Below are 23,445 nucleotides of genomic sequence, written 5' to 3' on the forward strand. Positions count from 1 at the left end.
CCGTCCGATGGCTGAGTTCAACAAGGACGACTACCTGAACGACCTGCCGGATCCGGACGACGCGAAGAACGCCGCGTCGTCGGCTCCGGCCGACACCCCCGCCGACGCGGCCGCCGCCCAGAGCGGCGCCGCCCCGGCGGGCGATGCCGCCAAGACGGACGCGTCGAAGGCCGACGCATCGAAGACCGAAGGCAAGGCCGACGACGCCAAGGCCGAAACCGCTTCCGCGGACGACGCGAAGGACGGTGACAAGGCCGAAGGCGACACCCTGACCCCGCTGGGCCAGGCCAAGAAGGAGGCCGCCGAATACCTCGAGGCGCTGCAGCGCGAGCGCGCGGAGTTCATCAACTACCGCAACCGCGCCAAGAAGGAGCAGGAACGCTTCCGCCAGCACGGCATCATCGACGTGCTCACCGCACTGCTGCCCGCGCTCGACGACATCGACCGCATCCGCGCCAACAGCGAGATGGACGACTCCTTCAAGGCCGTCGCCGCGAAGATCGACAAGGCGTTCGAGAAGTTCGGCGTCGAGAAGTTCGGCGAGGCCGGCGAGGAATTCGACCCGACCAAGCACGACGCCATCCTCCACAAGCCCGACGCCGCTGCCGAGAAGGACACCGTCGACACCGTGGTGGAGGCCGGCTACCGCATCGGCGACCGCGTGATCCGCGCCGCCCGCGTCGTCGTCGCCTCACCGCAGCACTGATCCGACACCAATCATCCGGCTCCCCTCCAACCAGGGGAGCCGACGCATACATGACAGACTTCGTACACACGAAACACGCACACAACACGCACACACGAAAGGAGACATGAATGGCTGAGAACGAATGGCTGAGCAAAGACTTCTACAAAGTCCTTGGTGTCTCCAAGGACGCCACCGACGCCGACATCACCAAGGCGTACCGCAAGCTGGCGCGCAAATACCACCCGGACCTCAACAAGACCAAGGAGGCCGAAGAGAAGTTCAAGGACATCTCCGAAGCCTACGACGTGCTGAGCAACAAGGACCAGCGCCAGAAGTACGATGCGATCCGTCAGTTCGGCATGGGCGGGGCCCGCTTCGCCGGAGGCTCCGGCCAAGGCGGCTTCGACGCCTCCGGATTCTCCGACATCTTCGGCTCCATGTTCGGCGCCGGAGCCGGTGCCGGCATGGGCGGCAACGGCTCGCGCATCCGCTTCTCCACGGCCGGCGGCGGCAACCCGAACCTCAACGACATCTTCTCGATGTTCGGCGGCGCGGCCGGCGCCGGCGCGGGCACCCAGGGCGGCTCGCCCTACGGCAACGCGGGCGGCTACTCCTACGAGGAGCCGCCGCAGCCCCAGAAGGGCAAGGACCGCAACTCCAAGGTCAGCCTGAGCCTGCGCCAGGCCGCCAAGGGAGCCACCGTGTCCCTGTCCGTGGACGGCTCGAAGTTCAAGACCCACATCCCCGCGGGCATGCGCGACGGGCAGAAGATCCGCCTCGCCGGCAAGGGCCACGCGGGCCTCAACGGCGGCAAGCACGGCGACCTGTACCTGCAGGTCAGCGTGAAGCCGGACCCGGTGTTCACCATGCGCGGGCATGACCTCGTGATGGACCTGCCCGTCACCGTGGGCCAGGCCGTGACCGGCGCCAAGGTCGAGGCGAAGGACATCGACGGCGAACCCGTCACCTTCAAGGTGCCCGCCGGCTCGTCCAGCGGCACCGAAGTGAAGGTCGCCGGCAAGGGCGTGCAGTCCGGCAACACGCCGGGCGACCTCATCGGCCGCGTGATGATTCAGGTGCCCGCCAAGCCGGGCCTCGGCGTCAAGCACGCCGCTAAGGAGTTCGACAAGGCCGCAGGCGACTATCTGAACGCCTGAACCGTCGAACGCCGGTCCACACCGACATGCCCGGCCGGTCCATCCCGTGGTGCGGATGGGCCGGCCGCGGTCATGCCGGTTCCCGCCCTGTTGCTTGCAGGGTTTGCGGCATGCGCCCGGCATGCCGCCGCATATACGTACGCATACACGTAGAACGCACCACACGCTTCAAGGAGGTGAACGATGGCGAGAATCGCACGCCAGACGCGCCAGCTGTACGCGATGTGCGCGGCCGCGATCGTGCTCGGACGCGCCGACCTCGACGGCGCCGATGACGCCGGATTCGACCTCGAACTCGCCGTCTTCACCGTGGGCCAGGCCGCCGAACTCGCCGGCATCCACCCGCAGACCCTGCGCCAATACGACCGCATCGGACTCGTCGTGCCGCAACGCACCGAAGGCGGCGCGCGGCGCTACAGCCTGCGCGACATCGACCGCCTCGTCCAGGCGCAACGGCTCAGTCAGGACGAAGGCATCGGCATTGCCGGCGTGGTCCGCATCCTCTCCCTGCAGGAGGAGAACCGGCAGCTGCGGCGTCAGGTCAGGCGATTGCAGTCGGCCGGGACGGAAAGCGTGTTCGCCGCCGGACGCGACGGCGACATCGTCGAAATGCAACGCTCCAACAGCGCACGCATGTGGCGTCGCGCCATCCGCACCCAGCTGCGGGAGCTGCCGGGCGGCAGCCAGTCGTACGCTGCCGGACACGGCGGACGCGACGGACGTGGCGGATACGACGGACGCGACGGCGCGGGATACCGCGGCGACGACCCGGACGCCAAATCGCTCGTCCTGTGGCGGTGACGCCGCGGACGCGACGTGGCGGCCCACGTACGTGACGCACGACTCTGTACGGTCGTGACATCGCCGTGTCCGATTCCGCGATTCCCCACGCCGTGTCCGTCGTACCCGTTTGGTGAGATGATGGCGGAAGCCATGCGCGATCGGAGCGCATCGCAAGGCGGGAGACCGCATTGCGGGCGGTCGGATCGCCGACGCACACGCGCATCGCACGACGGACGGAGGAAACATGCAGGTCAAAGCCGTGTTCTGGGATCTCGACGGCACGCTCATCGATTCCGAACCCCTCTGGCATGACGGCGAAATCGAGATCGCCGAAGCCAACAACGGACACTGGACCGAGGAACTCGGCTGGGAATGCTCCGGCACCCCCGTGCCCGACGTGGCCCGCAAGATGATCGAACACGGATGCACGTTGAGCGTCGAAGCGATTGACAAGCAGCTCAAGCAGTACGTGTTCGACCACGAAAAGGCGCACATGCCGTGGATCCCCGGCGTGCTCGACACCCTGCGCTCCCTCAAGGAGGCCGGCGTGCCGTCCGTGCTCGTCAGCACCTCGCCGCGCCCGATTGTGGAGAACGTGCTCGACGCAGCCCCCGGCCTGTTCGCCGGATACGTGTGCGGCGACGACGACGCCAAGCACAAGCCCTCGCCCGAACCTTACCTGCTCGCCGCATCCAAGCTCGGCATCGCACGCGAGGACATGGCCAGGTGCGTGGTGTTCGAGGACACGCTCGTGGGCCTCACCGCGGGCGCAGCGTCCGGCGCCACGCTCATCGCGCAGACCTGCACCATCCGCACCGACACGTCGCAGGGGCCGCAGTTCAAGTCCATCGACGGTTACGAAGGCGTCGACGCGGAGGCCGTCGACGGGTTCGTACGCGAACGTCTCGCAAGCGACGGCGAGTGAGGCTGGCCGGGGCGGATCGCGGACGGGCGGATCGTGGACGGGCGGTGACGCCGCGCGCACGCGTGCGTGTGTGTCGTGCGTACGTGCGGCGTGTGTGCGGTGTGTGCGGTGTGTGCGGCGTGTGCGTGGTCGTCGGTCTTCGCGATTCCTTCGCTTCCCGGTGATTTTTCCTAGTGGTTTCTTATGGGGGCTGCTGGTATCGTGATGGACGGTCCGCATGCCGACGTCCGCCCGCCGTCCACCTGACCGGCGCCCCGGCGGCCAGACGGCGATCGGCGGCCCGCCCCACGGGCTCAGGCCTTGGCGGCATGAACCATCGCTGAACAGGAATCACACAGGAAAACATGGGTTTCGTACATTTCATCATCGAACTGCTCAAGGATCCGCGCGCGGCCATCGCCAGCTGGATCGCCATGGGCGTGGCCCCCACGCTCGGCTTCATCTTCCTCATCATCTTCATCGAGACGGGCGTGGTGTTCTTCCCGTTCCTTCCCGGTGACTCCCTGCTGTTCGCCGCCGGCGTGTTCGCCGCGCCCGACGCGCAGACCGGCCAGGTGGCCCTGCCGCTGCACTTCCTGCTGCCCGTGGTGTGGTGCGCGCCGATCATCGGCGACCAGTGCAACTACTTCATCGGCCACTTCTTCGGCCGTCGCATCATCGAATCCGGCAAGGTCAAGGCCATGACGCCCGAGCGCATCGCCAAGACCGAAGCGATGATCGAGAAGTGGGGCCCGCTCGCCGTGTTCCTCGGCCGATTCTTCCCGTTCATCCGCACGTTCATGCCGTTCATCTCCGGCATCTCCGGCATGCGCTGGAGGCGGTTCACGCCGTTCTCCGTGCTCGGCGGCTTCATCTGGTCGTCCCTGTTCACGCTGCTCGGCTACTTCTTCGGCAACATCCCCGCCGTGCAGCAGCACTTCGAGCTCGTCATCGTGCTCATCCTGCTGGTCTCGCTGATTCCGACCATCGTGGGCCTCGTCAAGGCCAAGTTCGGCAAGAAGAAGCCGGCCGAGGCCGAAGCCGCGGAGTGAGTATGGGGCGAGTGTGGCGCGCGTGGCACGAGTGCTGGGGCGTCTCGTGAGTGTGTGACGGCCGTGGCACGAGTGCTGGGCGTTTCGTGACATTCAAGGCCCGACCCTTTGGGGTCGGGCCTTTGTCGTACTCGCGGTTGTGTTCGCGCCGGGGCGCGCCGGATCGTGCCGGGGCGGAGGGGCGGAGGAGTGGGCCGGGCTGTCTCCATCCATGCCGGGACGGAGGAGTGGACCGGGCTGTCCCCGGTCGCGCCGCCCCCCCTCGATTCGGATTTCTGTAGTTGGAGAATTCGGATTTTGGTAGTTGAGATTTTCGGATTATTGTAGTTGGAGAATTCGGATTTTGGTAGTTGAGATTTTCGGATTATTGCAGTCGTGAGATCCGGGCGTCGAGGAAGGGGCAGGAATCATGGTCATACCCGAGTCTGCGGGAAGTGGAACGCCGATAGGAGAGAAGACCGCGGGTCGGCCGGAGGGCATCAGGCCTGCCGGATACCGTCCCCGCATCGTCGATGAGCAGATCGAACGATACATGCGCATCTTCGGCGCGGTCGAAATCGCCGGTACCAAATGGTGCGGCAAGACCTGGTCCGCGCGTGCGCATGGTGCCAGCATCACCTACGTCGATCGCAACAACAATCTGGCCGTGGCCAAGGCCGACCCGTCGCTGATGCTGATTGGCGACCGCCCGCACGTCATCGATGAGTGGCAACTCGCGCCGGGCATCTGGGATGAGGTCCGTCATGGCGTCGACGACGAGCCTGGAGAGAAGGGGCGGTGGCTGCTCACCGGCTCATCCACGCCGCTCAAGCAGGAGATGCCGCAGCACAGCGGTGCGGGGCGAATCGGACGCATCCGAATGAATCCGATGACTTTGGCGGAATCGGGCATCTCCAACGGCGCGGTCAGCCTTGCGGCCTTGTTCGACCACCGTTTCGCGTCGGCGCGTTGCGAGACCGATACGCGTACGTTGCTGGATGCCGTGTGCCGTGGGGGATGGCCCGAAGCGGAGGCTATGCCCGTCGCCGACGCGCAGATCCTGATTCGCGAATATGTGCGGCTGACGTTGTCGGAGGGGGTTGCGAAGCAGGGAAGGAATCCGGATGTCGCGCGTCGGCTGCTGGACTCGCTCGCCCGCAACATCAGTCAGGCGGTCACGTTCAAGACATTGCGCAAGGATATGTATGGGGCGGAAGAAAACCTCGACGATTTCGTATCCGAACGCACGGTGTCGGAATACGTGGCGATGTTCGAGAACATGTTCGTCATCGACCCGGTGCGAGGATGGGTGCCTCCGGCGCGTGACCCCAAGCGGCTGCAGACCAAACCGCGCCGGTATTTCGCCGATCCGTCCATCGCGGCCGCCGTTCTCGGCGTCGGTCCCGCCGCGCTGCTCGATGACTGGCAGACGTTCGGTCTGCTCTTCGAAAACCTGTGCGTACGCGATCTGCTGGTCTACGCCCGCGCTCTGCCCGACATCGGCATGGAACCGGTGCGGTACTACCATGACGATTCCGGATTGGAATGCGACGTCATCATCGAACTGGCTGATGGGCGATGGGCGGGAGTCGAAATCAAAGCAAGTGAGGACAAGGTGCCTGCGGCCGCGGCGAATCTGAACCGCATGCGTGAGAAACTGCTGCGCAATCCCGGGGCCAGGACGCGCGAGCCGGAGTTCCTGGCTGTTCTCGTCGGCGTGGGGGAGTTCGCCTATCGTCGGGAGGACGGCATCTACGTGATACCCGTTGCCACATTGGGACGATGATGGCGGCCGTGCCGAAGCCGGCGAGATGGTGCTGGTGCTGGTGGTGCTGGTGCCGTCGTTATCGGTGATGACATCGTCCATGTGGGCAAATTCTCCGTGTGTCGAGTTGCGGGATTGTGAAAAACGACTATTATCAAACGAGTTGTCCTGCAGAGCAAGACAACAAACCAAGGGGCTGTAGCTCAGTTGGTAGAGCGCTTCGTTCGCATCGAAGAGGTCGTGGTTTCGATTACCATCAGCTCCACAAACCCTCCGGAATTCCACCTCCGGAGGGTTTTTCTTTTTCCGCTTGGCCGTCAGAGCGGCTGGCGGGTCCTCGCGGCTGCTGCTCGGCCAAGTCTGCGAACGGTCCGCTGGTACATCACAGCACAGCCCATCATTGGGGTGTTGTGTACCGCGGACTCGTGGCCCCGGAGTGTGGATTGTGCTTGTTCTTGCGTTCCGGCCCATGACCTGTTGGCCCGGAGTGCGTGAGGGGTGTTGTGTTGCGTTCCGGTGTCACGATTCGTGGCCCCGGAGCACGGAATCGGGCTTCGTGTCAGTTCCGGACCAAGACCTGTTGGTCTGGAGCGTGTGAGTGGCTGATTTCCTCGTTCCGGGTGCATCGGTCTGTGTGGTATGTGGACCCGGAGTGTGGATTGTGCTTGTTCCTCCGTTCCGGCCCATGACCTGTTGGTCCGGAGTGTGTGAGGGGTGTTGTTCCGCGTTCCGGTGTCACGATTCGTGGCCCCGGAGCACGTGACGGGCGCGTTTCCTCATTCCGGCCCGGGAACCGGTGGTCCGGAGCGCGTCGGTGACCGGTTTCCTCGTTCCGGGTGCATCGGTCTGTGTGGTATGTGGACCCGGAGTGTGGATTGTGCTTGTTCTTGCGTTCCGGCCCATGGCCTGTTGGTCCGGAGCTCGTGAGGGGTGCTGTTCCCCGTTTCGGTGCCACAAATCCCATGGTGCGAAGTCTGGATGGAATCTGGAACATGTCCGCGGGCACATGCTGGACGTCGCATCAACCCGTGTCCCATGACTGCATAGCATGGGGACGCGGAAGGCACGATTCGAATCGCCGCCCCCAGACGCCCTCAGACGCTCCCAGACGCTCCAGACGTCCCAGGCGCGCCCAGACGCGCCGCTTGACAACCCCAAGGAAACCCGAGAACCCACCCATGCTGTTCCAATCCGGCGCGCTGCTGCTCGCCATCATCGGCCCGTACGCGCTCAAACATCTGCACATCTTCGGCGAACGCGACTACAAGGTGGCGCAGGGCCTTGTATTCAATCTCACGTTGCCGTGCGCGATCATCCTTTCGTTCGCCACGAACAAGCATGACATGCGCATGCTGTGGATCGTGCTGTTCGGCTTCTTCGCCTGTGCCATCCCGCTGTTCGTGGTCTACGCGGGCTCGCGCGGCGATGAGCGCAACTACCGCGCGTTCCAGATGCTCAATGCGTCCGGCTTGAATCTGGGCGCGTTCTGTCTGCCGGTGGTGCAGACGTTCATGGGTGCGTCCGCGGGCCTGCCGGTCATCATGTTGGATATCGGCAACGCCACGGTGGCGACGGCCGGTTCGCTCACCATCACGCGCACGCTGCTGCACATGGACGACAATTTCAAGAGTCTCCCGTTGAGTCTGCGTCTGCGCAACATCGCGCGTGATTTCCTTGGTTCCATCAGCTTCGACATCTACATGCTGATGCTCGTGTTCATGTTCCTGCATATCACCATTCCGCAGCCGATCGTCACGCTGATCACGCCGTTCGCCAATGCGAACGCGTTCTGTGCGATGGCGATGATCGGTCTGATGATGGAGGTTCCGGACAGCCGCAAGGACAGAGTGGAGCTCGCCAAAGTGATCGCCTGGCGTGCGTTGTTCGGTGTGCTGATTGCGCTCGCCGCGTGGTTCCTGCTGCCGTTCGACATGCGTATCCGTGAGATCATCGTCCTCGGCGCGTTCGCCCCGATCACGATCTTCTCCACGAAGTTCACGGATTCGCTGACCGGCAATGCGAAGCTCGCCGGCTTCTCCCTGACCGTCACGGCGGTCATCAGTCTCGTCGTGATGACCGCCTTGCACGCGCTGCTGCCCGGCGCGTAGCGACTAGTGTGGCGACTGGCGTGGTCGTCTATTCCAGCAGCCAGTCGATGATGTTGGCTTGTCTGATGCCGGCGTGGTCGTCCGTTCCGATGTGGTCCATGGTGAGTAGTGTTTTGGGATGGTTGTCGTCGATGGACTGTAGTGGTTTGAGTTCTCTGGAGAGCGTGGATTCGTCCATGACGGTCAGTGAGACTTGGTAATAGCGGTCACCTTGCGGGTCCGGTGTGTAGAAGTCCACTTCGGTGGTGCCTATTTTGCCGATATGTACGGTTCTGAAACGGCGGAGCAGTTCCAGATAGATGACGTTCTCGATGCGGTGGCCGAGGTCACCGCCGGTCTTGCCGAGGAACCAGAATCGGAACCCGGGGTCTCCCAGATAGTATTTCTCAAGGGTTTTCAGATAGTTCTTGCCTTTGATGTCGTATCTGTCGGCCCGGAACAGCAGGTAGTTTTCGCGTAGGGCCGCGATGTATTCGCCTACCGTTGTGGGGGAGACGCTGCGGTGGGTTTGTTTCATGGCGTCTGCGATGCCTTTCACGGAGGTGATGTTGCCGACGTTGTCCGCGAGGAATGAGGCGACTTCGTCGAATGCGATGGTGTCGATGCGTGGGTGGCGCTGTGCGATGTCCTTGACCAGGATGGTGTTGAACACGCCGCCCAGATAGTCGGCGATGTCCTGATCGTGGTCGAGCGTGGCCGCGTAGGGCAGTCCGCCGTACAGCAGGTATCGGTTGAAGGATTGTTCGGGGAGTTCCGTCTGGGGGCGGGTGCTGCGGTATTCCTTGAATGACAGGGGGAGCATGCGGAGTTCCACGTATCTGCCGGTGAGTCGTGTGGCCAGTTCGCTGGAGAGCAGGTCCGCGTTCGAGCCGGTGAGGTATAGGTCCACGTCGTCGCGTACGTAGAGGCCGTCGGCGGCGCGTTCGAATTCTCGTACGTGTTGGATTTCGTCCAGGAACACGTAGTTCATGGCGCCTGGCGTCAGCCGGGAGACGATGTAGTCGTAGAGGGGTTTTGCCTCGGTGGGGTAGTCGTCGTCCATGCTTTCGAAGTTGATGGCGATGATGCGATTCGAGTCCACTCCTTTGGTGAGGAGTCGTTCTCGGAAGAGTTTGAGCACGGTGGATTTACCGCAGCGGCGCAGTCCGGTGATGACTTTGATGACGTCTTTGTCTTGCCAGCGTTCCAGCCAGTCCATGTATGCCGGTCGTTCGATCATGATGTGGCTGTTCCTTCCCCTCTGGATGCCGTTTGCTGTTATCCTTGCAAAACCTATCAGTTTTCTGATAAGTATATAGGTTTTTATGAAGTTCTACCACTTTTTTGGTAGAACTTTTCGTTTTGCGGATTTGAATGCTGTGTTCTGGTAGAAATCGCTTTTTCGTGCGGGCATTGAGACGCCCATCGAGGCACACAACCGAGTCTGCTGGGCATGCTTGGCGTGGATGTCCGCTTCCAGACCATGCACGTGGGTGGGCAATTGTTGCGTGACGCCGTGTTGCGCTCGCTGAATGCCGCTGGGCCCATCGGCGCGCGTGCATTGTTGGTGGAGCCGGCTATGGACAGGTCCGTCGCGTTCTACGAACACTATGGGTTCCGTCATATCGCCGGATCCACGCGTATGTTCACGCCTCTGAATCTTCCCGCGTCGGCGCGGTAGGTGCGTGACTCGCGCCGGTCGTCGTCCGGCCGTGTGCGCGATGCGGGAATGCCCTACCCCCGTGCGAGAATCGGGGGAGTGTTTGGCGCGCGCGTCCGTCCGGATGGGGATGTGCGGTGCATGGTCTGTTGTGCGGTCCGATGCATGGTTCGGTGCGCGGTGAAAGGAATGGCGTGATGGCGAAGAGGATGACGGGTGCGATTGCGTTCGCCGCGTCGGTGGCGTTGGCCGCGGGGGTGTGCGTGGCGCCGGCGTCCGCGTTGGAGGACGTGGCGTTGGGCGGCGCGACGGGTGCGACGACGGGTATGACGTCCGATGCGTCCGCGTCCGCTTCCGCGGGCTCCCGTACGTCCGGTTCCGGCTTGTCCGCGTTCGCGGCCCAGCCGGTCGCCGCGTCGGACGCGACGGCGGCCGACGCGATGCCGGACAATCCTGACGCTGCCCTGCCGGACAAGGTCGCGTCGGACATCGCGGACGACGACACCGTGGTGTCGGAGTCGCATGCGTTGACCGACGACGGCGAGTTGAAGGACATTCAGACCGGTGAGACGGTGACCGACCCGCAGTTGGTGGGTACGTCCGGCGAGCAGCCGGATCCGTTGGCGAAGACCGACGGCGCGTCGTTCATTCCGGTCGACGCCGCGGAGGTGAAGGACAAGGTCGCCGCGAACGGCGGCGACGTGGAGGGCGATGCGTCCGCGTCCGGCGAGTCCGATGGTGCGTCCGATTCGTCCGACAAGTCCGATGACGCCGCGTCCGACCAGTCCGCGTCCGTCGCGCCGACCCGCGCCTCCGACACCGCCCGTGTGACGACGGCCGCGCTGCAGAACAACGAGTACGGCGCGTACTGGGGTTCGTACAACGGCACGCCCGCGTTCTTCAGCAAGGGCGGCACCCTGTTCGTCCAGCAGGCGAAGGGCGTGGTGGACGTGTCTGAATGGCAGGGCGACATCGACTGGCAGAAGGCGAAGAACGCCGGCGTGGAGGGCGCGATCATCCGCATCGGCTACGGCTGGGGCAACGGTCTTGACAAGAAGGCGCAACGCAACATCAACGAGTGCAAGCGTCTCGGCATCCCGTTCGGCGTCTACCTGTACTCGTACGCGTATGACGCGTCCACGGGCGCCAAGGAGGGTGCGAACGTGGCGAACCTGCTCAAGCAGGCGGGCGTGAACCCGGGCGACATGTCGTATCCCGTGTACTACGACCTGGAGGCGTGGTCGTGGACCGGACACGCGCACCCCACCAATCCGAGCGTGTACGAGGGCATCGTGAACGCGTGGTACACGCAGATGCGGAACGCCGGCTACACGAACCTGAGCGTCTACTCGTACACGAGCTATCTCGCCAACGAGCTCAACAGTTCCAGCATTCACGCGAAGACCCGCTGGGTGGCCCAGTACGGCGCCAGGATGCAGTACACGGCGTGGCCGTCCAACGACCGCGGCTGGCAGTACACCAGCTCCGGCACCATCAACGGCATCAGCGGCAAGGTCGACCTCAACGCGTTCGGATACAAGACGTACCAGGCCGCCACGGACGTGCGCACCTTGGATGCGATTGCCGTGCCGAACGGCACGTACTACATCAACTCCGCCAAGAAGAACTCGGCGGGCGTCGAGATCGCGGGCGGCAACACCGCGAACGGCGTGAAGACGCAGCTGTACGATGCCAACAGGACCAAGGCGCAGCAGTTCACGTTCACGAAGCAGTCGGACGGTAGCTACGTCATCAAGAACGTCGGTGCCGGCAGGGTGCTCGACGTCTCGGGCGGCAACGCCGGCAACAACGCGACCGTCCAACAGTACGACGCGAACGGCAGCGCGGCCCAACGCTGGTTCATCCGCGACTCCGGCGCCGGCTGGTACCTGCAGTCCGCGCTCGGCAACTGGGTGCTCGACATCGCCGGCGGCAACACCGCGAACGGCACCACGGTGGCCTTGTACGAGCCGAACGGCTCCGACGCGCAGAAGTTCTCGCTCGCGTCCGTCTCCGCTTCGACGCGCGTGCCCACGGGCACGTCCGTCCGGTTGCGTTCCGTGAAGAACACGACGTACGTCATCGACATGACCGGCGCTTCCACGACGAACAACGCGAAGACGCAACTGTACGCGTGGAACGGTTCCGCCGCGCAGATCTACCGGTTCAAGGAGATCGGCAACGGCGTGTACGAGATCGCGAACGCGAACTCCGGCAAGACGCTGGAGACCGCGGGCGGCCGCACCGGCAACTCGGTGGCCATCCAGCAGTACACGTCCAACGGCACGGCGGCGCAACGCTGGTCCGTGGTCGACGTCGACGGCAAGCTCACGTTCCTCAGCGCGAAGTCCGCGAAGGCCGTCGACATTCCGGGCGGCACCGTCATCTCCCAGGCGAAGCTTCAGACGTACACGTACAACGGCACCGTCGCCCAGCAGTGGCTGCTGGACAAGCAGCAGACGCCGCGTGAGCGCCTCGACGCGGCCGCGGCCGCGAACAAGGGCGCGCTCGCGGATGGTACGTACAAGGTCGCGTCGGCCGCGAAGGCCAGCCGCGTGCTGGATGTTTCGGGCGGCAGCACGGCGAACTACGCGAACGTGCAGCTGTATGCGGACAACGCCACGGACGCGCAGCGCTGGGTGGTCTCGCATGACGCGAAGGGCTATGTGACGTTGAAGAACGCGAAATCCGGCAAGGTGTTGGACGTTTCGGGCGGCAGCACGGCGAGCGGTGCGAACGTGCAGCAGTTTGCGTCGAACGGCACGTGGGCGCAGAAGTGGATCGCGGTGAGGAACGGCGACGGCACGGTGACGCTGCGGTCCGCCGCGGTGGACGGCATCGTGCTGGACGTCGCCGGCGGTTCCACCGCGAACGGCGCCAACGTGCAGCAGTATGCCTCGAACGGCACGAAGGCGCAGCGGTGGACGTTCACCGTGGCCAAGACGCTGCGCGGCAGGTTGGACGAGTCGGCTGCGAAGAACCGGTCCGCGCTGGCGGATGGCGCGACCTACGTGTTCGCGGCGAAGGCGAAGACGAGCCGTGCGCTGGACGTGTCCGGTGGCTCCGCGGCGAATTATGCGAACGTGCAGATCTATGCCTCGAACGGCACGGCCGCGCAGAAGTGGCGTGTCTCGCATGATGCGAAGGGCTATGTGACGTTGAAGAACGTGAAGTCCGGCAAAGTGCTGGATGTGTCGGGCGGTTCCACGTCTAATGGTGCGAACATCCAGCAGTTCGCGTCGAACGGCACGTGGGCGCAGAAGTGGATCGTGGTCAGGAACGCGAACGGCAGCGTGACGTTGCGTTCTGCCGCCGCGGAGAACATGGTGGTGGATATCGCGGGCGGTTCCACCGCGAGTGGTGCGAACGTGCAGCTGTACGCCGCGAACGGCACCGCCGCCCAGCAGTGGGTGGCTCAGCGGAAGTAGGCCGCGGTGCGGTAGGTGCTGTGAACGGCTGCTGATTTATCGGCGGGATTGGCGGGTGGCTTCTTTAGAAGCCGCCCGCTTTGTTCATGAACGTGAACAGGTCGATGCATTGCACACCGAACATGTTCGCGACTGTGGGAATCTTCAGGTGTTTCCACGGACGGTCGTTCATGTTTTGGGACTTCTCGAACGTGATGATGGTTGATTGGAACTGACTGGCCGCTCCAATCAACTATGGGTCCGCAATGCTGATGTTATCCCAGTCCCGAATCGCTTTGGGTTGGTAGCCGCTGGAAGGTAGGCCGATTGCTTGTATGACGTGGTGGAATCCGGTGACGATGCGGACATCGTTCTCCGTGGCAATGACGTATGGCGTGATGGAGTCCAGCCAGATATCCAATTGGTCGGAATCGCGCCCTCCGTATGTTTCGTCGCGCACCTTATCCAGCACTCCGACGGCTCCTTGCTTCACCAACGTCTTCAGTTGATTCCAGAAAGGCTGAGACAGCTTGAAATCCGGTGCGTAGTACGTGTTGTACGGCTTGATGAGACAGTTGGTGTCGATGAGATACTTTGGCGCGACGTCCGAGAACAGTGATGCCTGCGTAGATCCGTTGGTTGTACTCATAGCCCTGCCCTCTTCAGCAGTTCAGGGAAGGTCCGTCGGTTCGTGCCGGTAAGTCGGTATGCCTCGACGTAGGAGGTACGTCCTTCCGCGACGGAGGCCACGAGATGGTCCAACAGGCGATTATCGAATCGGCTGAGTTTGGTGTTGTAGTAATTGCCTCCAGGGGAAGACGTCGCGGTCTGTCGCGTAGCCCAGCGTTGTGCGGCATCGGTGATGCGTTCGTATTCCGTCTGGCTGATGGAACCGCTGTTGAGCGCACGGAGCGCGATGCTGGTCCAAGATGCGGGGAATATCTCGTGCATCTTTTCGATGCGCTGCTCAACGGGCACCCCGCTGTGAGTGACCCGATGCCATTCGGCTGTGAATTCCTTGGTTGGCATCAGTATTTCCGCGGCGACCGCATTGCAGGCCTGCTCAAGACCGCTGGTGGCACGAGGTGGTGTGCCGTCGTTGAACAGTTCATCCTGCCCCAGCCACAGGTGGGCGAATTCGTGTACCAGGGAGAACAGCCGTGCGGTCTCCGGTTCGTCCGCGCGATTGATGAATATCAGCGGCGCGTATTCGTCGACAAGAGCGAAGGCCCGGAACTCTTCGGGGTTGAGTTTTCTGTGGGTGTTGTTTCCCACCACTCCGTTCATCATGACGATGATTTGCGTCTGAGCCGCGCGTTCACGAAGGAGCGTGAATGCTTCCTCCGCTTTGCGCGTTCCCAGCTGTGTGTACCAGGTCTTTTCGATTCCCAGTGTCTTGCGAATGGAATCGGCTATGCGAACCACACCAGACTTCACGGTCATGGACCCGATGAATGGCAACGGTTCGCCGCCGTTGTCGATTTGATCCTGTCTGGCCCAGTCCTGGATTCTGGACATGTCGGCGACCGTATCCACAAGGTCGCGGGACGGCGTCTTCAATGGTCCGTTGCCGATGGTGCGGTGCTCGAATATCGCCGGGGTGTCGTCTATGGGCTGCGTGAGGAAGAAGTAGCTGAAGGGGATGTGCAGTTTGCGGCTTACCTCGTTGATGTCCCTGATGTTCGGCTGACGTTCCCCGGATTTCCACTGCTGGACGATGCGTCTTTGCGGATCGTCGTGATGATCGGCGGGACTTATGCGCAGCACCCAGTCCAGCACTTCGGGGGCGAGGCTCACGTCCACGGTTGCAGTCATGCGAGCATCTCCTTTCCTGATGCGACGACAAGGGGTGAATTACTTCCGATTGTACGGGGTTTGGCTGGGAATGCGTCTGCGACGTCGCAAAGTCGCGGGCGCGGAAGTAGCTGTCGGCCCGCGGCGTTGTAGGTTTCCGTCGATACGATGGAACGGTGTGGCCCGCCGATGGCGTGTGCGGGCGAGGGAATCGTGAAGTCGGAAGACGGGAGAGACGTCGTCATGCGTGGGAATCCGTGGAAGATTGGGGTGGGCGCGCTCGCCGCGCTCGTGATGATGGTGCCGGCGGCGCCGGCCATGGCCGACGGGGTGTCGGCGTCCGATGCGGCGCGTATGGCCGTGCGTACGGCGTCCGGCGCGTCCGGCGCCGTGACGGCCACGGCCGACAAGGTCGCGGACACGTCCGCCGACGGCGTGACGAAGGTCGCGAAGACGCACACGCCGAAGACGGCGGAAGAGGCGTTCACGCCGGAATCGGCCGCCGACGGCGGTTCCGACGGCGTCAAGCCGTATTCGTTGGACGAGGACGACGGTGCGCAGCCGCAGTCCGGCGAAACCGTGACGGCGCAGGCCGACGTGTCCGGTCTGGCCACGGTGGGCGTCACGTGGACGCAGCAGGACATGACCGACGCGGACGAGGCGCCTACGTACGAACTGCGGTATCTCACCGGCGGCACGTGGAGCGACTGGGTGGAGCTGCCCAGCGTGGACGAGGATTCCGGCACGATGGGCATGAGCCCGTCCTACTACGTGGGCGCGGCCACGAAGGCGGAGGCGAGGCTCACGCCGAAGAGCGGCCAGACCATCACCGAAGCGAAGCTCGTCGTCATCGACTCCGGCTATTCGGCGGCGGGCGACGCGGAAGGCGGCGCCTACGTCGAACAGGACGGCACGGACGGCGGCCGCACGGCCGCGTCGGCTGCGACAACGCGGACCGCGACGGCCGGCACGAAGGCCACCACGAAGAAGGCCACGGTGACGAACGCCGCGGCCGTCACCGCGACCGGCACGATTCACACGCGCGAGGAATGGTGGGTCAACGGCAACCCGGCGATGACGTGGAAGCCGGACCGCAGCGGCCATTGGAAGGGCGCGATCGTGCACCACACGGTGGACCGCAACAACTACACGCAGGCCGAGGTGCCGGCCATGATCAACGGCATCTACCTGTACCACAACGTGCACAACGGGTGGGGCGACATCGGCTACCAGCTCATCGTGGACCGGTTCGGCGGCATCTGGGAGGGACGCGACGAAGGCGTGGCCAACCAGATCGTTCCCGCCAGCCAGGTGGTCGGAGCCCAATCCGTGGGCTTCAACTACGACACGTTCGGCGTCTCCATGCTCGGCAGCTACCATCTCAGCGTGGCGCCCACGGACGCGCAAGTCAACTCCGTAGCCGCAGCAATTGCGTGGGAGTTCGACGCGCTCGGCATCACCGACCCGTACGGCACGTTCCAATACAAGGGCACGCAGGCGCGCATCACCGGCCACGGAGACCAATCGCATTGGGCCGGCGGCAACCTCAACCGCACCCAATGCCCCGGACAGCAGGTGTGGAACCGCATGGGGGAGATCAGGGACAAGGCGCAGTCGTACTTGCAGAGCGTTTCGAAGATGCCGAAGGTGAGTCTTGCGGACGGCGACTATTACATCAACGCGGTGGCGAAGGACTCCTCCGGCGTGGAGATCGCCGAGGGAGCCACGGATGACGGCGCCGTCACGCAGCTGAGCAAGGCGACCGGCGGCGAGAACCAGCGGTTCACGTTCACGAAGCAGCAGGACGGCAGTTATGAGATCAAGAACGTGGCCACAGGCAAGGTGCTGGATGTGGAGAACGGCGTAGGCGCCAGCCAGGCTACGGTCCGCCAGTGGACGGCGAACGGCAGCACGGCCCAGCATTGGTTCGTGCGTGACTCCGGCGCCGGTTACTATCTGCAGTCCGCGTTGGGCGAGTACGTGCTCGACCTGTCCGGCGGGTCCACCGCCGACGGCACGAAGGCATGGCTGTACGCGCCGAACAACAGTGCGGCGCAGAAGTTCGGCTTGGCGTCCGTGGATGCGGACGTGCCCGCCGGCAAGACCGTGCGCATCGTCTCCGCGGCCGACAAGACCAAGGTGGTGGACGTCTCCGGCGGTTCCACTGCCGACAAGGCCGGTGTGCAGCTGTACGGCTGGAACGGTTCCGATGCGCAGCTGTACCGGTTCAAGGCCGTGGGCAACGGTGTGTATGAGATCGCCAATGCGAAGTCCGGCAAGGTGATTGAGGCCTCCGGTGGTGGCACCACGAACGGCACGCCGTTGCAGCAGTATGCGTCCAACGGTACGGCGGCGCAGCATTGGATGGTGCGTACGACCGGTTCCGATGCCGTGTTTACGTTCTTCAACGTCAAGTCCACGAAGGCCATGGACATCTCGGGCGGCAATACGGCCAGCGGCACGCGCCTGCAGGTGTACACCGGCAACGGCACGAAGGCGCAGCAGTGGACGTTGGATCAGCGTCAGACGTTGCGTGAGCGCTTGGATGCGCTGGCTACGGCGAACAAGGATGTGGTCGCGGACGGCACGTACCGGGTGTCCTCGGCCGCGAAGAACAGCATGGTGCTGGATGTGTCGGGCGGCAGCACGGCGAACTATGCGAACGTGCAGTTGTACGGGTGGAACGGCACGGATGCGCAGATCTGGCGTGTTTCGCATGACAAGGCCGGTTATGTGACGCTCACGAATGCGAAGTCCGGCAAGGTGCTGGATGTGTCGGGCGGCAGCACGGCGAATTACGCGAATGTGCAGCAGTTCGCGGGCAATGGCACGTGGGCGCAGAAGTGGATCGCGGTGAAGAATGGTGACGGCACGGTGACGCTGCGGTCCGCTGCGGCTGAAGGGCCGGTAGTCGACGTGTCCGGCGGTTCCACGGCGAATGGTGCGAACGTGCAGATCTTCGCCTCGAACGGTACGAAGGCGCAGCGGTGGACGTTCACCGCCGCCAAGACGCTGCGGGCCCGTCTCGATGAGTCGGCAGCGAAGAACAAGTCGGTGCTGACGGACGGTGGCACGGTCACGTTCGCGTCCAAGGCGAACACGTCCAAGGTGATGGATGTGAGCGGAGGCTCGCGCGATTCCGGTGCGAATGTGCAGATCTTCGCGTCGAACGGCACGGCCGCGCAGAAGTGGCATGTGAGCCATGATGCGAAGGGCTACGTGACGTTGACGAACGTGGGCTCAGGCAAGGTGTTGGACGTGAGTGGTGGTTCCACCGCAAATGGCGCGAATATCCAGCAGTTCGCGGGCAATGGCACGTGGGCGCAGAAATGGATTGCCGTCAGGAACGCGAACGGCAGTGTGACCCTGCGCTCGGCGGCAGCGGAGAACATGGTAGTGGACGTGGCCGGCGGGTCCACGGCGAACGGCGCGAACGTGCAGCTGTACGCCGCGAACGGTACTAAAGCCCAGCAGTGGGTGGTGAAGTAGCGCGGTAAAAGCCATGGACGTCGGCATGCGGTGGCGCGGTAAGAACCGTGGCTCCGGCTGACCGGCCATGCGAAGGGCCCTGACGGGTATCACATCCGTCAGGGCCCAACTATTGAATCCGCCGCTACTGGCGATGGCGCCCGCGGCGCTTGAGCAATGCTGTACCGATGGCGCCCATGATTAGGGCTGCAGCCAGGAGACCCGTCACCGCAACACCGGTTTTGGACAATCTGCCGGTTGCCGAGGAACCGGCCTTCCGGTTCGTGCCGTTGCCTGTGCCGCCGTTATCGGGTGTGGTCGGCTTGCCGGAGGCCGTCGTGCCGCCAGTCCCATTGCCGGTCCCACCGGTCCCGCCTTGACCGTCGCCACCGGTGTCTGTCTTCTTCGTGACGGTTACCGTGTACAGCGCCGACGATGTGGCGAATGCGGTGTCTCCGTTGTAGGTGACGGTCAACTTGTGCTCGCCTGCGGTCAGATCCGTCGGCAGGGTGATGGAGACGGTGCCGTCTTCGCCCAGCGTGCCGCTGGCAAGCGTCTGGCCGTTCTCGGTGAGAGTGACTGCTCCGGTGGGCTTCGCGCTCTGGCTGATGCCGATGACCTCGACCTTCACGGAAGTGTCGGAACCTTCCTCGACTGTGGACGGTCCGGAGACCATGGTTCGGCTGTCCGCCAGGTTTCGTCCGGCACATGGGTCCGGGTCGGCGCCCGGGTCCGGAGCGGATTCCGCATCCTTGCCATTCGTATCCACCACGCCGTCATCCTCGCGGATGGTGAACGGGGCGAACGTGTTCTTCGTGATCGCGCCGGATACTACGGCGATGGTCGATGTGAACGATGTGGTCGGCTGGGTGGATTTCGCGGTATCCCCGGTCACCGGCACATCCACCACCACGCAGTCCTGTCCGGGTTGGAACGTGAACCCGGTGGCGGCGGGGGCTGCGTTCGGACCGTCCTTCACTTTCGAGATCACTTCGAATCGGCCGGTCACCGGTTTCGTGGATTTGCGGTCCAAGGTGATACCGACCTTCACGGAACGGGAGCCGTTGCCTTCGTTCACGTACGTACTGCCGACGCTCACCTGCGGCAGGCTGGGTGCGGGCGTGGAGGAGCCGGCGGAGGGGTTCGCGAATGCCAGATCGGACAGGTACGCGGTACCCGTGTCCGTCAGGGAGGAGAAGCGTACGGCGGTCACGTTCGTCAGGTCCACGCCGGTGAATGCGCTTAATGGGATGGACGCCTGTCGCAGTATCGTCTTGCCGATGTAGTCGCCGCCGTCGCCGGGCAACGGGGAGAGCGCGTCGGAATAGTCGGCCGTGGAGACGGAGGCGGAAGCGCCTGCAGCGTCCGTCAGCATGATGGATAGGTCGGTCGCCGCGTTTTCGAACGCTCCGGGAGCGGCGCGGAAGTTCAACGACTGGTATCCGGATGCGTCACGGGAGGCGGAAGGCACGTCGACCGTCAACGAGGTATCCTTCGCGGTCCAATCGAACTTCATCACCGCGGTGCCGGGGGAGGATTTCGCGAACCGCATGGCTGCCCAATGCGGGATGCGTGAGGATGGCAGGTCCGCGCCGCAGCTTTTCGCGTCACTGCAGATCATGGCCGTGGCCGTATCGGATGTGGACGTGGTGGTGGTCGGGCTGGTGAACGGGTTGATGGACGCCTGTGCGTCGCTGGGCGTCTGAACGGTGGAGGAGACCTTCGCTGTGCCGTACACGGAGTTCGTCACATTGCTGCCGTCGAAGAACGGCAGATACTGCTGGTCTCCGCCCATGGTGAACAGGAACCAGGATTGCAGGATGCCGTTGCCCACGGCACGTTCCTGTTCGTCCGTGAGGCGCTCGCTGGTGGGCGAGTTCACGCCGCACACGGGGTTGGTCTGGTCTTCGTCCGCATAACCCCAGTCGTCGCTGGCCGCATGATCGTACTGGCCGGGCGTCCAGACGGTGTTGAAGAAGTTGTGGTTCGCGCCGCGTACCAGCACGGTGGAGCGCAGTACGCCGTCCTGGAACGAGGCGGATGTGTCGTCGATGAAATGCTGGCCTTGCAGGTTGCTCACGTCGCCGTCGCAGTATGGCAGGGTGGTCATCAGGGAGACGCCGGGGAGAGTGAGGCGGCTGAAGTCGACGGGCGCCAGTGCGAATACGGATCTGATGGCGTACGGCTGGTCTAGGGTCTGGTTGAGTTGCGCGGCGCGCACCACGCCTTCTCCGCCACGGGAGTGACCCATGAGGCCGATATTGCTGAGGTCGAGACGGCCGGTTAGAGCGGTGCCGAGTCCGTCCACGCTGCCGGCGTTCGCGCGTTTGAGATAATCGAGATGGTCGAGGACGAGCCAGCCGCGTGCGGCGGCGCCGTAATCCGAGGCCAGCTGGTTATCGTTCGCGTTGATGGCGTTGGCGCTGATGGATACCACCGCATAGCCGCGGGACGCCAAGAGTTTGGCCGTGTACTCGTAACCTAGATAGCTGGGCACGTCCACTTGGCCGTCCACGCATGGGTATCGGTTGGGGTTCTGCACGCCTTCCTTGACGGTGGCGCAGGAGGTGTGACGGCCGTGGAGCAGGACGACGAGCGGACTGGGCGTGGTTTTGTTGGAGGGGTAGTAGGCGATGCCGCGGAATTCGCCTTTGATGCCGCCGATGTCCTTGAGGTCGATGGCCTGATCGCCCAGATCATAGGTTTGTTCGGCCACTTGGTATTGGCCGGGTTTGTCCAGGTCCGTGTCGACTACGGTTTTGGCGATGCCGTCCGGTTCCGCATCCGGTGTTGCGTTCGGCGCGCTTTTGCGCGCCTTGGCTTTGCTTCTCGGTGTGATGCCGGTGTCGTCGAAGCCGATGGCGAACGTTTTGGCGGCGGCAGCTGTGGGGTTGTCGGTGATGAGGGTGACTGCGGAACCGTCCAGGGTTTCGTGTGCCGCGCCTAGGTCGGTGCCGTCCGCGTAGATGTGCGGTGCCGCGTCACGCATGGGCAGGTCACCGGTGATGGTGACGGAGACTTGGTAGCCGCCGGCGACTTTGGTGACTGTCCAGTTGTCGCCGGATGAGATGGTCTGGCCATTTGCCGATTGCGTTTCGGTGGGCGATTGGGGTGCTGCCGTTGCGGTCAATGGCGCGATGCCCAGCGAGATCGCCAATGTCAACGCTCCTGCGATGGCGACGAGCCGCTTTCCGTGTGATGTGATGAACAGTCCCATGCTTCTTCCTCTCTGTGAGACCGGTGGAGAGGAGATGGGAACGGTTGCGCGCATATGCCACGGCATGCAGGCATGCGCGATGGTCTATGCGCGGAAAAACGTCTGGTTGGTTCGGCGGTGCTGTTGCATCGGACTCTCTCCTCTTCACCGTTCATGGTGCGGGTAGGAGGTTTCCGGAAGCTTGCCGAACGATATCGGCTGGATTGCGTTGGCATTACGCGGTGAACCGGCTGCACGAAACAATGTCATCCGGTGGAAATGTTCAGCAGGTGGGTGACCATTGTAAATGAGAATACAGCCTGTGATGAATCACACTCCGTTGGGTTACCATATATCTGGTTGATTGACTGTGTATTGAGGTGAGATATGGACGTAAAGGTCGGAGAACAGCTAGTTTCCGATAGACGGACGATTACGGTGCTGATTCCTTGCTATAACGAGCAGGAATCGTTGCCGTTGCTGTTCGAACGTATGGATGCTCTGGTGGGTAATACCAGTGACATCGAATATACGGTGCTGTTCGTGGATGACGGTTCCAAGGATGAGACCCGTCCATTGATTAAGCGGTACGCGCGGGAACACGCGTATGTGGAGTACATCTTTCTGTCGCGTAACTTTGGCAAGGAGAAGGCCATGTATGCGGGCATCGAGAACGTACATACGGATGGCCTGGTGATCATCGACGCCGACCTGCAGGATCCGCCGGAGTTGATTCCTCAGATGGCTGAACTGTGGCGTCAAGGCTATGACGATGTGTACGCACGCAGACGTTCCCGTGAGGGGGAGAGCTGGTTGAAGAAGGCGACCAGCCGCTGGTATTACGATCTTCTGCAGAAGGTGTCCGGCGTGGCCATCCAGAAGGATACCGGTGATTTCCGTCTGTTGGACCGCAAGTGCATCGATGCGTTGAAGCGTCTCAACGAGTCCGAAAGGAACTCCAAGGCGTTGTTCAGCTGGATCGGGTTCAAGAAGATTGAGTTCCTGTACGACCGCGACAAGCGCGTGGCGGGTAAGACCAAGTGGAACTACATGAAGCTGTTCCATCTGGCCATGGACGGCATCACCAGCTTCACCACGATGCCGTTGAAGATTGCCACATGGGCGGGCAGTCTGGTGTCCTTCGCAGCCATTGTGTACGCCATCGTCATTCTGGTGCGAACACTGGCTTGGGGCGTGGACGTACCTGGTTATGCGTCCACCATGGTGGTGGTGCTGATTCTCGGTGGCATCCAGCTGCTAAGCCTCGGCATTATCGGCGAGTACCTCGGGCGTGTGTTCATGCAGACAAAGAATCGGCCTAATTATCTTGTACAGGAGCAGCACATTGTCAAGTGAACAGATGCCTGCAATTCGCTACGGGGGGGGTGTTCCTATGTTTTTGTCAATTCCGTAGGGGGTTGATGTGTCGGGTTTTGTTTGGTTGTCGTGGGCGTGCTTCGCCTTGCCGGTGGCGGCTGGTGTGTTCGTTCTTCGTGGTGTTCAGG

At 63.2% G+C, this 23,445-nt stretch carries 13 protein-coding genes, 1 tRNA gene and 1 pseudogene; 11 read left to right on the forward strand and 4 right to left on the reverse strand.

The window, feature by feature from the left end; genetic code table 11:
- The first annotated feature begins 7 nt into the window (after positions 1 to 7).
- The 8 genes from grpE (at position 8) to JS531_RS08640 (ending at position 8,436) form a co-directional block, all read left to right on the forward strand.
- Complete coding sequence (gene grpE / locus JS531_RS08605; RefSeq protein WP_214315093.1) at positions 8 to 706, forward strand: nucleotide exchange factor GrpE; 699 nt, start codon at positions 8 to 10, stop codon at positions 704 to 706.
- A 110-nt stretch (positions 707 to 816) separates the two neighbouring features.
- Entirely contained in the window at positions 817 to 1,845 is a 1,029-nt protein-coding gene (locus tag JS531_RS08610) for a DnaJ C-terminal domain-containing protein (protein ID WP_214315095.1), read from the forward strand.
- 183 nt (positions 1,846 to 2,028) lie between these two features.
- Positions 2,029 to 2,646: a MerR family transcriptional regulator gene (locus tag JS531_RS08615; protein WP_214315096.1), complete on the forward strand. Its 618-nt coding sequence runs from the start codon at positions 2,029 to 2,031 to the stop codon at positions 2,644 to 2,646.
- Between the two features lie 226 nt (positions 2,647 to 2,872).
- The gene (locus JS531_RS08620; protein ID WP_214315097.1) at positions 2,873 to 3,553 is read left to right on the forward strand and encodes an HAD family phosphatase; all 681 of its coding nucleotides are present in this window, start codon (positions 2,873 to 2,875) and stop codon (positions 3,551 to 3,553) included.
- A gap of 344 nt (positions 3,554 to 3,897) precedes the next feature.
- Entirely contained in the window at positions 3,898 to 4,584 is a 687-nt protein-coding gene (locus tag JS531_RS08625; protein ID WP_214315098.1) for a VTT domain-containing protein, read from the forward strand.
- A 409-nt stretch (positions 4,585 to 4,993) separates the two neighbouring features.
- A complete protein-coding gene (locus JS531_RS08630) occupies positions 4,994 to 6,349 on the forward strand; it encodes a DUF4143 domain-containing protein (protein WP_214315103.1) in 1,356 nt (451 codons plus the stop codon).
- A gap of 171 nt (positions 6,350 to 6,520) precedes the next feature.
- Positions 6,521 to 6,593, forward strand: a tRNA-Ala gene (locus JS531_RS08635).
- A 913-nt stretch (positions 6,594 to 7,506) separates the two neighbouring features.
- A complete protein-coding gene (locus JS531_RS08640) occupies positions 7,507 to 8,436 on the forward strand; it encodes an AEC family transporter (RefSeq protein ID WP_214315105.1) in 930 nt (309 codons plus the stop codon).
- A gap of 28 nt (positions 8,437 to 8,464) precedes the next feature.
- Here the strand turns inward: JS531_RS08640 and JS531_RS08645 are convergent, their stop codons facing one another.
- Positions 8,465 to 9,655, reverse strand: a complete 1,191-nt coding sequence (locus JS531_RS08645; protein WP_214315107.1) for an ATP-binding protein — start codon at positions 9,653 to 9,655, stop codon at positions 8,465 to 8,467.
- Between the two features lie 617 nt (positions 9,656 to 10,272).
- On the opposite strand from JS531_RS08645, the gene JS531_RS08650 reads away from it, so the two are divergent.
- Complete coding sequence (locus JS531_RS08650; RefSeq protein WP_240542133.1) at positions 10,273 to 13,503, forward strand: RICIN domain-containing protein; 3,231 nt, start codon at positions 10,273 to 10,275, stop codon at positions 13,501 to 13,503.
- A gap of 64 nt (positions 13,504 to 13,567) precedes the next feature.
- On the opposite strand, the pseudogene JS531_RS08660 reads toward JS531_RS08650, so the two are convergent.
- Both JS531_RS08660 and JS531_RS08665 read right to left on the reverse strand, forming a co-directional pair.
- Positions 13,568 to 14,131 (reverse strand): annotated as a pseudogene (locus tag JS531_RS08660) (DUF4411 family protein).
- A complete protein-coding gene (locus JS531_RS08665; protein ID WP_214315113.1) occupies positions 14,128 to 15,297 on the reverse strand; it encodes an ImmA/IrrE family metallo-endopeptidase in 1,170 nt (389 codons plus the stop codon). Before JS531_RS08665 ends, JS531_RS08660 begins: the two are co-directional and overlap by 4 nt.
- 192 nt (positions 15,298 to 15,489) lie before the next feature.
- On the opposite strand from JS531_RS08665, the gene JS531_RS08670 reads away from it, so the two are divergent.
- Positions 15,490 to 18,765 carry an RICIN domain-containing protein gene (locus JS531_RS08670; RefSeq protein ID WP_214315115.1) on the forward strand — a complete coding sequence of 1,092 codons (3,276 nt, stop codon included), beginning with the start codon at positions 15,490 to 15,492 and terminating at the stop codon, positions 18,763 to 18,765.
- Between the two features lie 124 nt (positions 18,766 to 18,889).
- Here the strand turns inward: JS531_RS08670 and JS531_RS08675 are convergent, their stop codons facing one another.
- A complete protein-coding gene (locus JS531_RS08675) occupies positions 18,890 to 21,961 on the reverse strand; it encodes an Ig-like domain repeat protein (RefSeq protein WP_214315117.1) in 3,072 nt (1,023 codons plus the stop codon).
- A 366-nt stretch (positions 21,962 to 22,327) separates the two neighbouring features.
- Between JS531_RS08675 and JS531_RS08680 the strand changes: the two genes are divergently transcribed.
- Complete coding sequence (locus JS531_RS08680; protein WP_214315119.1) at positions 22,328 to 23,296, forward strand: glycosyltransferase family 2 protein; 969 nt, start codon at positions 22,328 to 22,330, stop codon at positions 23,294 to 23,296.
- Positions 23,297 to 23,445 lie beyond the last annotated feature (149 nt).

The organism is Bifidobacterium sp. CP2, from assembly GCF_018555635.1.
In the GTDB taxonomy this organism is placed as follows: domain Bacteria; phylum Actinomycetota; class Actinomycetes; order Actinomycetales; family Bifidobacteriaceae; genus Bifidobacterium; species Bifidobacterium saguinibicoloris.

Excerpts from the sequence above, each read along its gene's own strand:
- JS531_RS08610 (WP_214315095.1), top strand. The coding sequence starts at position 817 with ATGGCTGAGAACGAATGGCTGAGCAAAGACTTCTACAAAGTCCTTGGT.
- JS531_RS08675 (WP_214315117.1), bottom strand. The coding sequence starts at position 21,961 with ATGGGACTGTTCATCACATCACACGGAAAGCGGCTCGTCGCCATCGCA.
- JS531_RS08645 (WP_214315107.1), bottom strand. The coding sequence starts at position 9,655 with ATGATCGAACGACCGGCATACATGGACTGGCTGGAACGCTGGCAAGAC.
- JS531_RS08625 (WP_214315098.1), top strand. The coding sequence starts at position 3,898 with ATGGGTTTCGTACATTTCATCATCGAACTGCTCAAGGATCCGCGCGCG.
- JS531_RS08620 (WP_214315097.1), top strand. The coding sequence starts at position 2,873 with ATGCAGGTCAAAGCCGTGTTCTGGGATCTCGACGGCACGCTCATCGAT.
- JS531_RS08665 (WP_214315113.1), bottom strand. The coding sequence starts at position 15,297 with ATGACTGCAACCGTGGACGTGAGCCTCGCCCCCGAAGTGCTGGACTGG.
- JS531_RS08650 (WP_240542133.1), top strand. The coding sequence starts at position 10,273 with ATGGCGAAGAGGATGACGGGTGCGATTGCGTTCGCCGCGTCGGTGGCG.
- JS531_RS08680 (WP_214315119.1), top strand. The coding sequence starts at position 22,328 with ATGGACGTAAAGGTCGGAGAACAGCTAGTTTCCGATAGACGGACGATT.
- JS531_RS08630 (WP_214315103.1), top strand. The coding sequence starts at position 4,994 with ATGGTCATACCCGAGTCTGCGGGAAGTGGAACGCCGATAGGAGAGAAG.
- JS531_RS08640 (WP_214315105.1), top strand. The coding sequence starts at position 7,507 with ATGCTGTTCCAATCCGGCGCGCTGCTGCTCGCCATCATCGGCCCGTAC.
- grpE (WP_214315093.1), top strand. The coding sequence starts at position 8 with ATGGCTGAGTTCAACAAGGACGACTACCTGAACGACCTGCCGGATCCG.
- JS531_RS08615 (WP_214315096.1), top strand. The coding sequence starts at position 2,029 with ATGGCGAGAATCGCACGCCAGACGCGCCAGCTGTACGCGATGTGCGCG.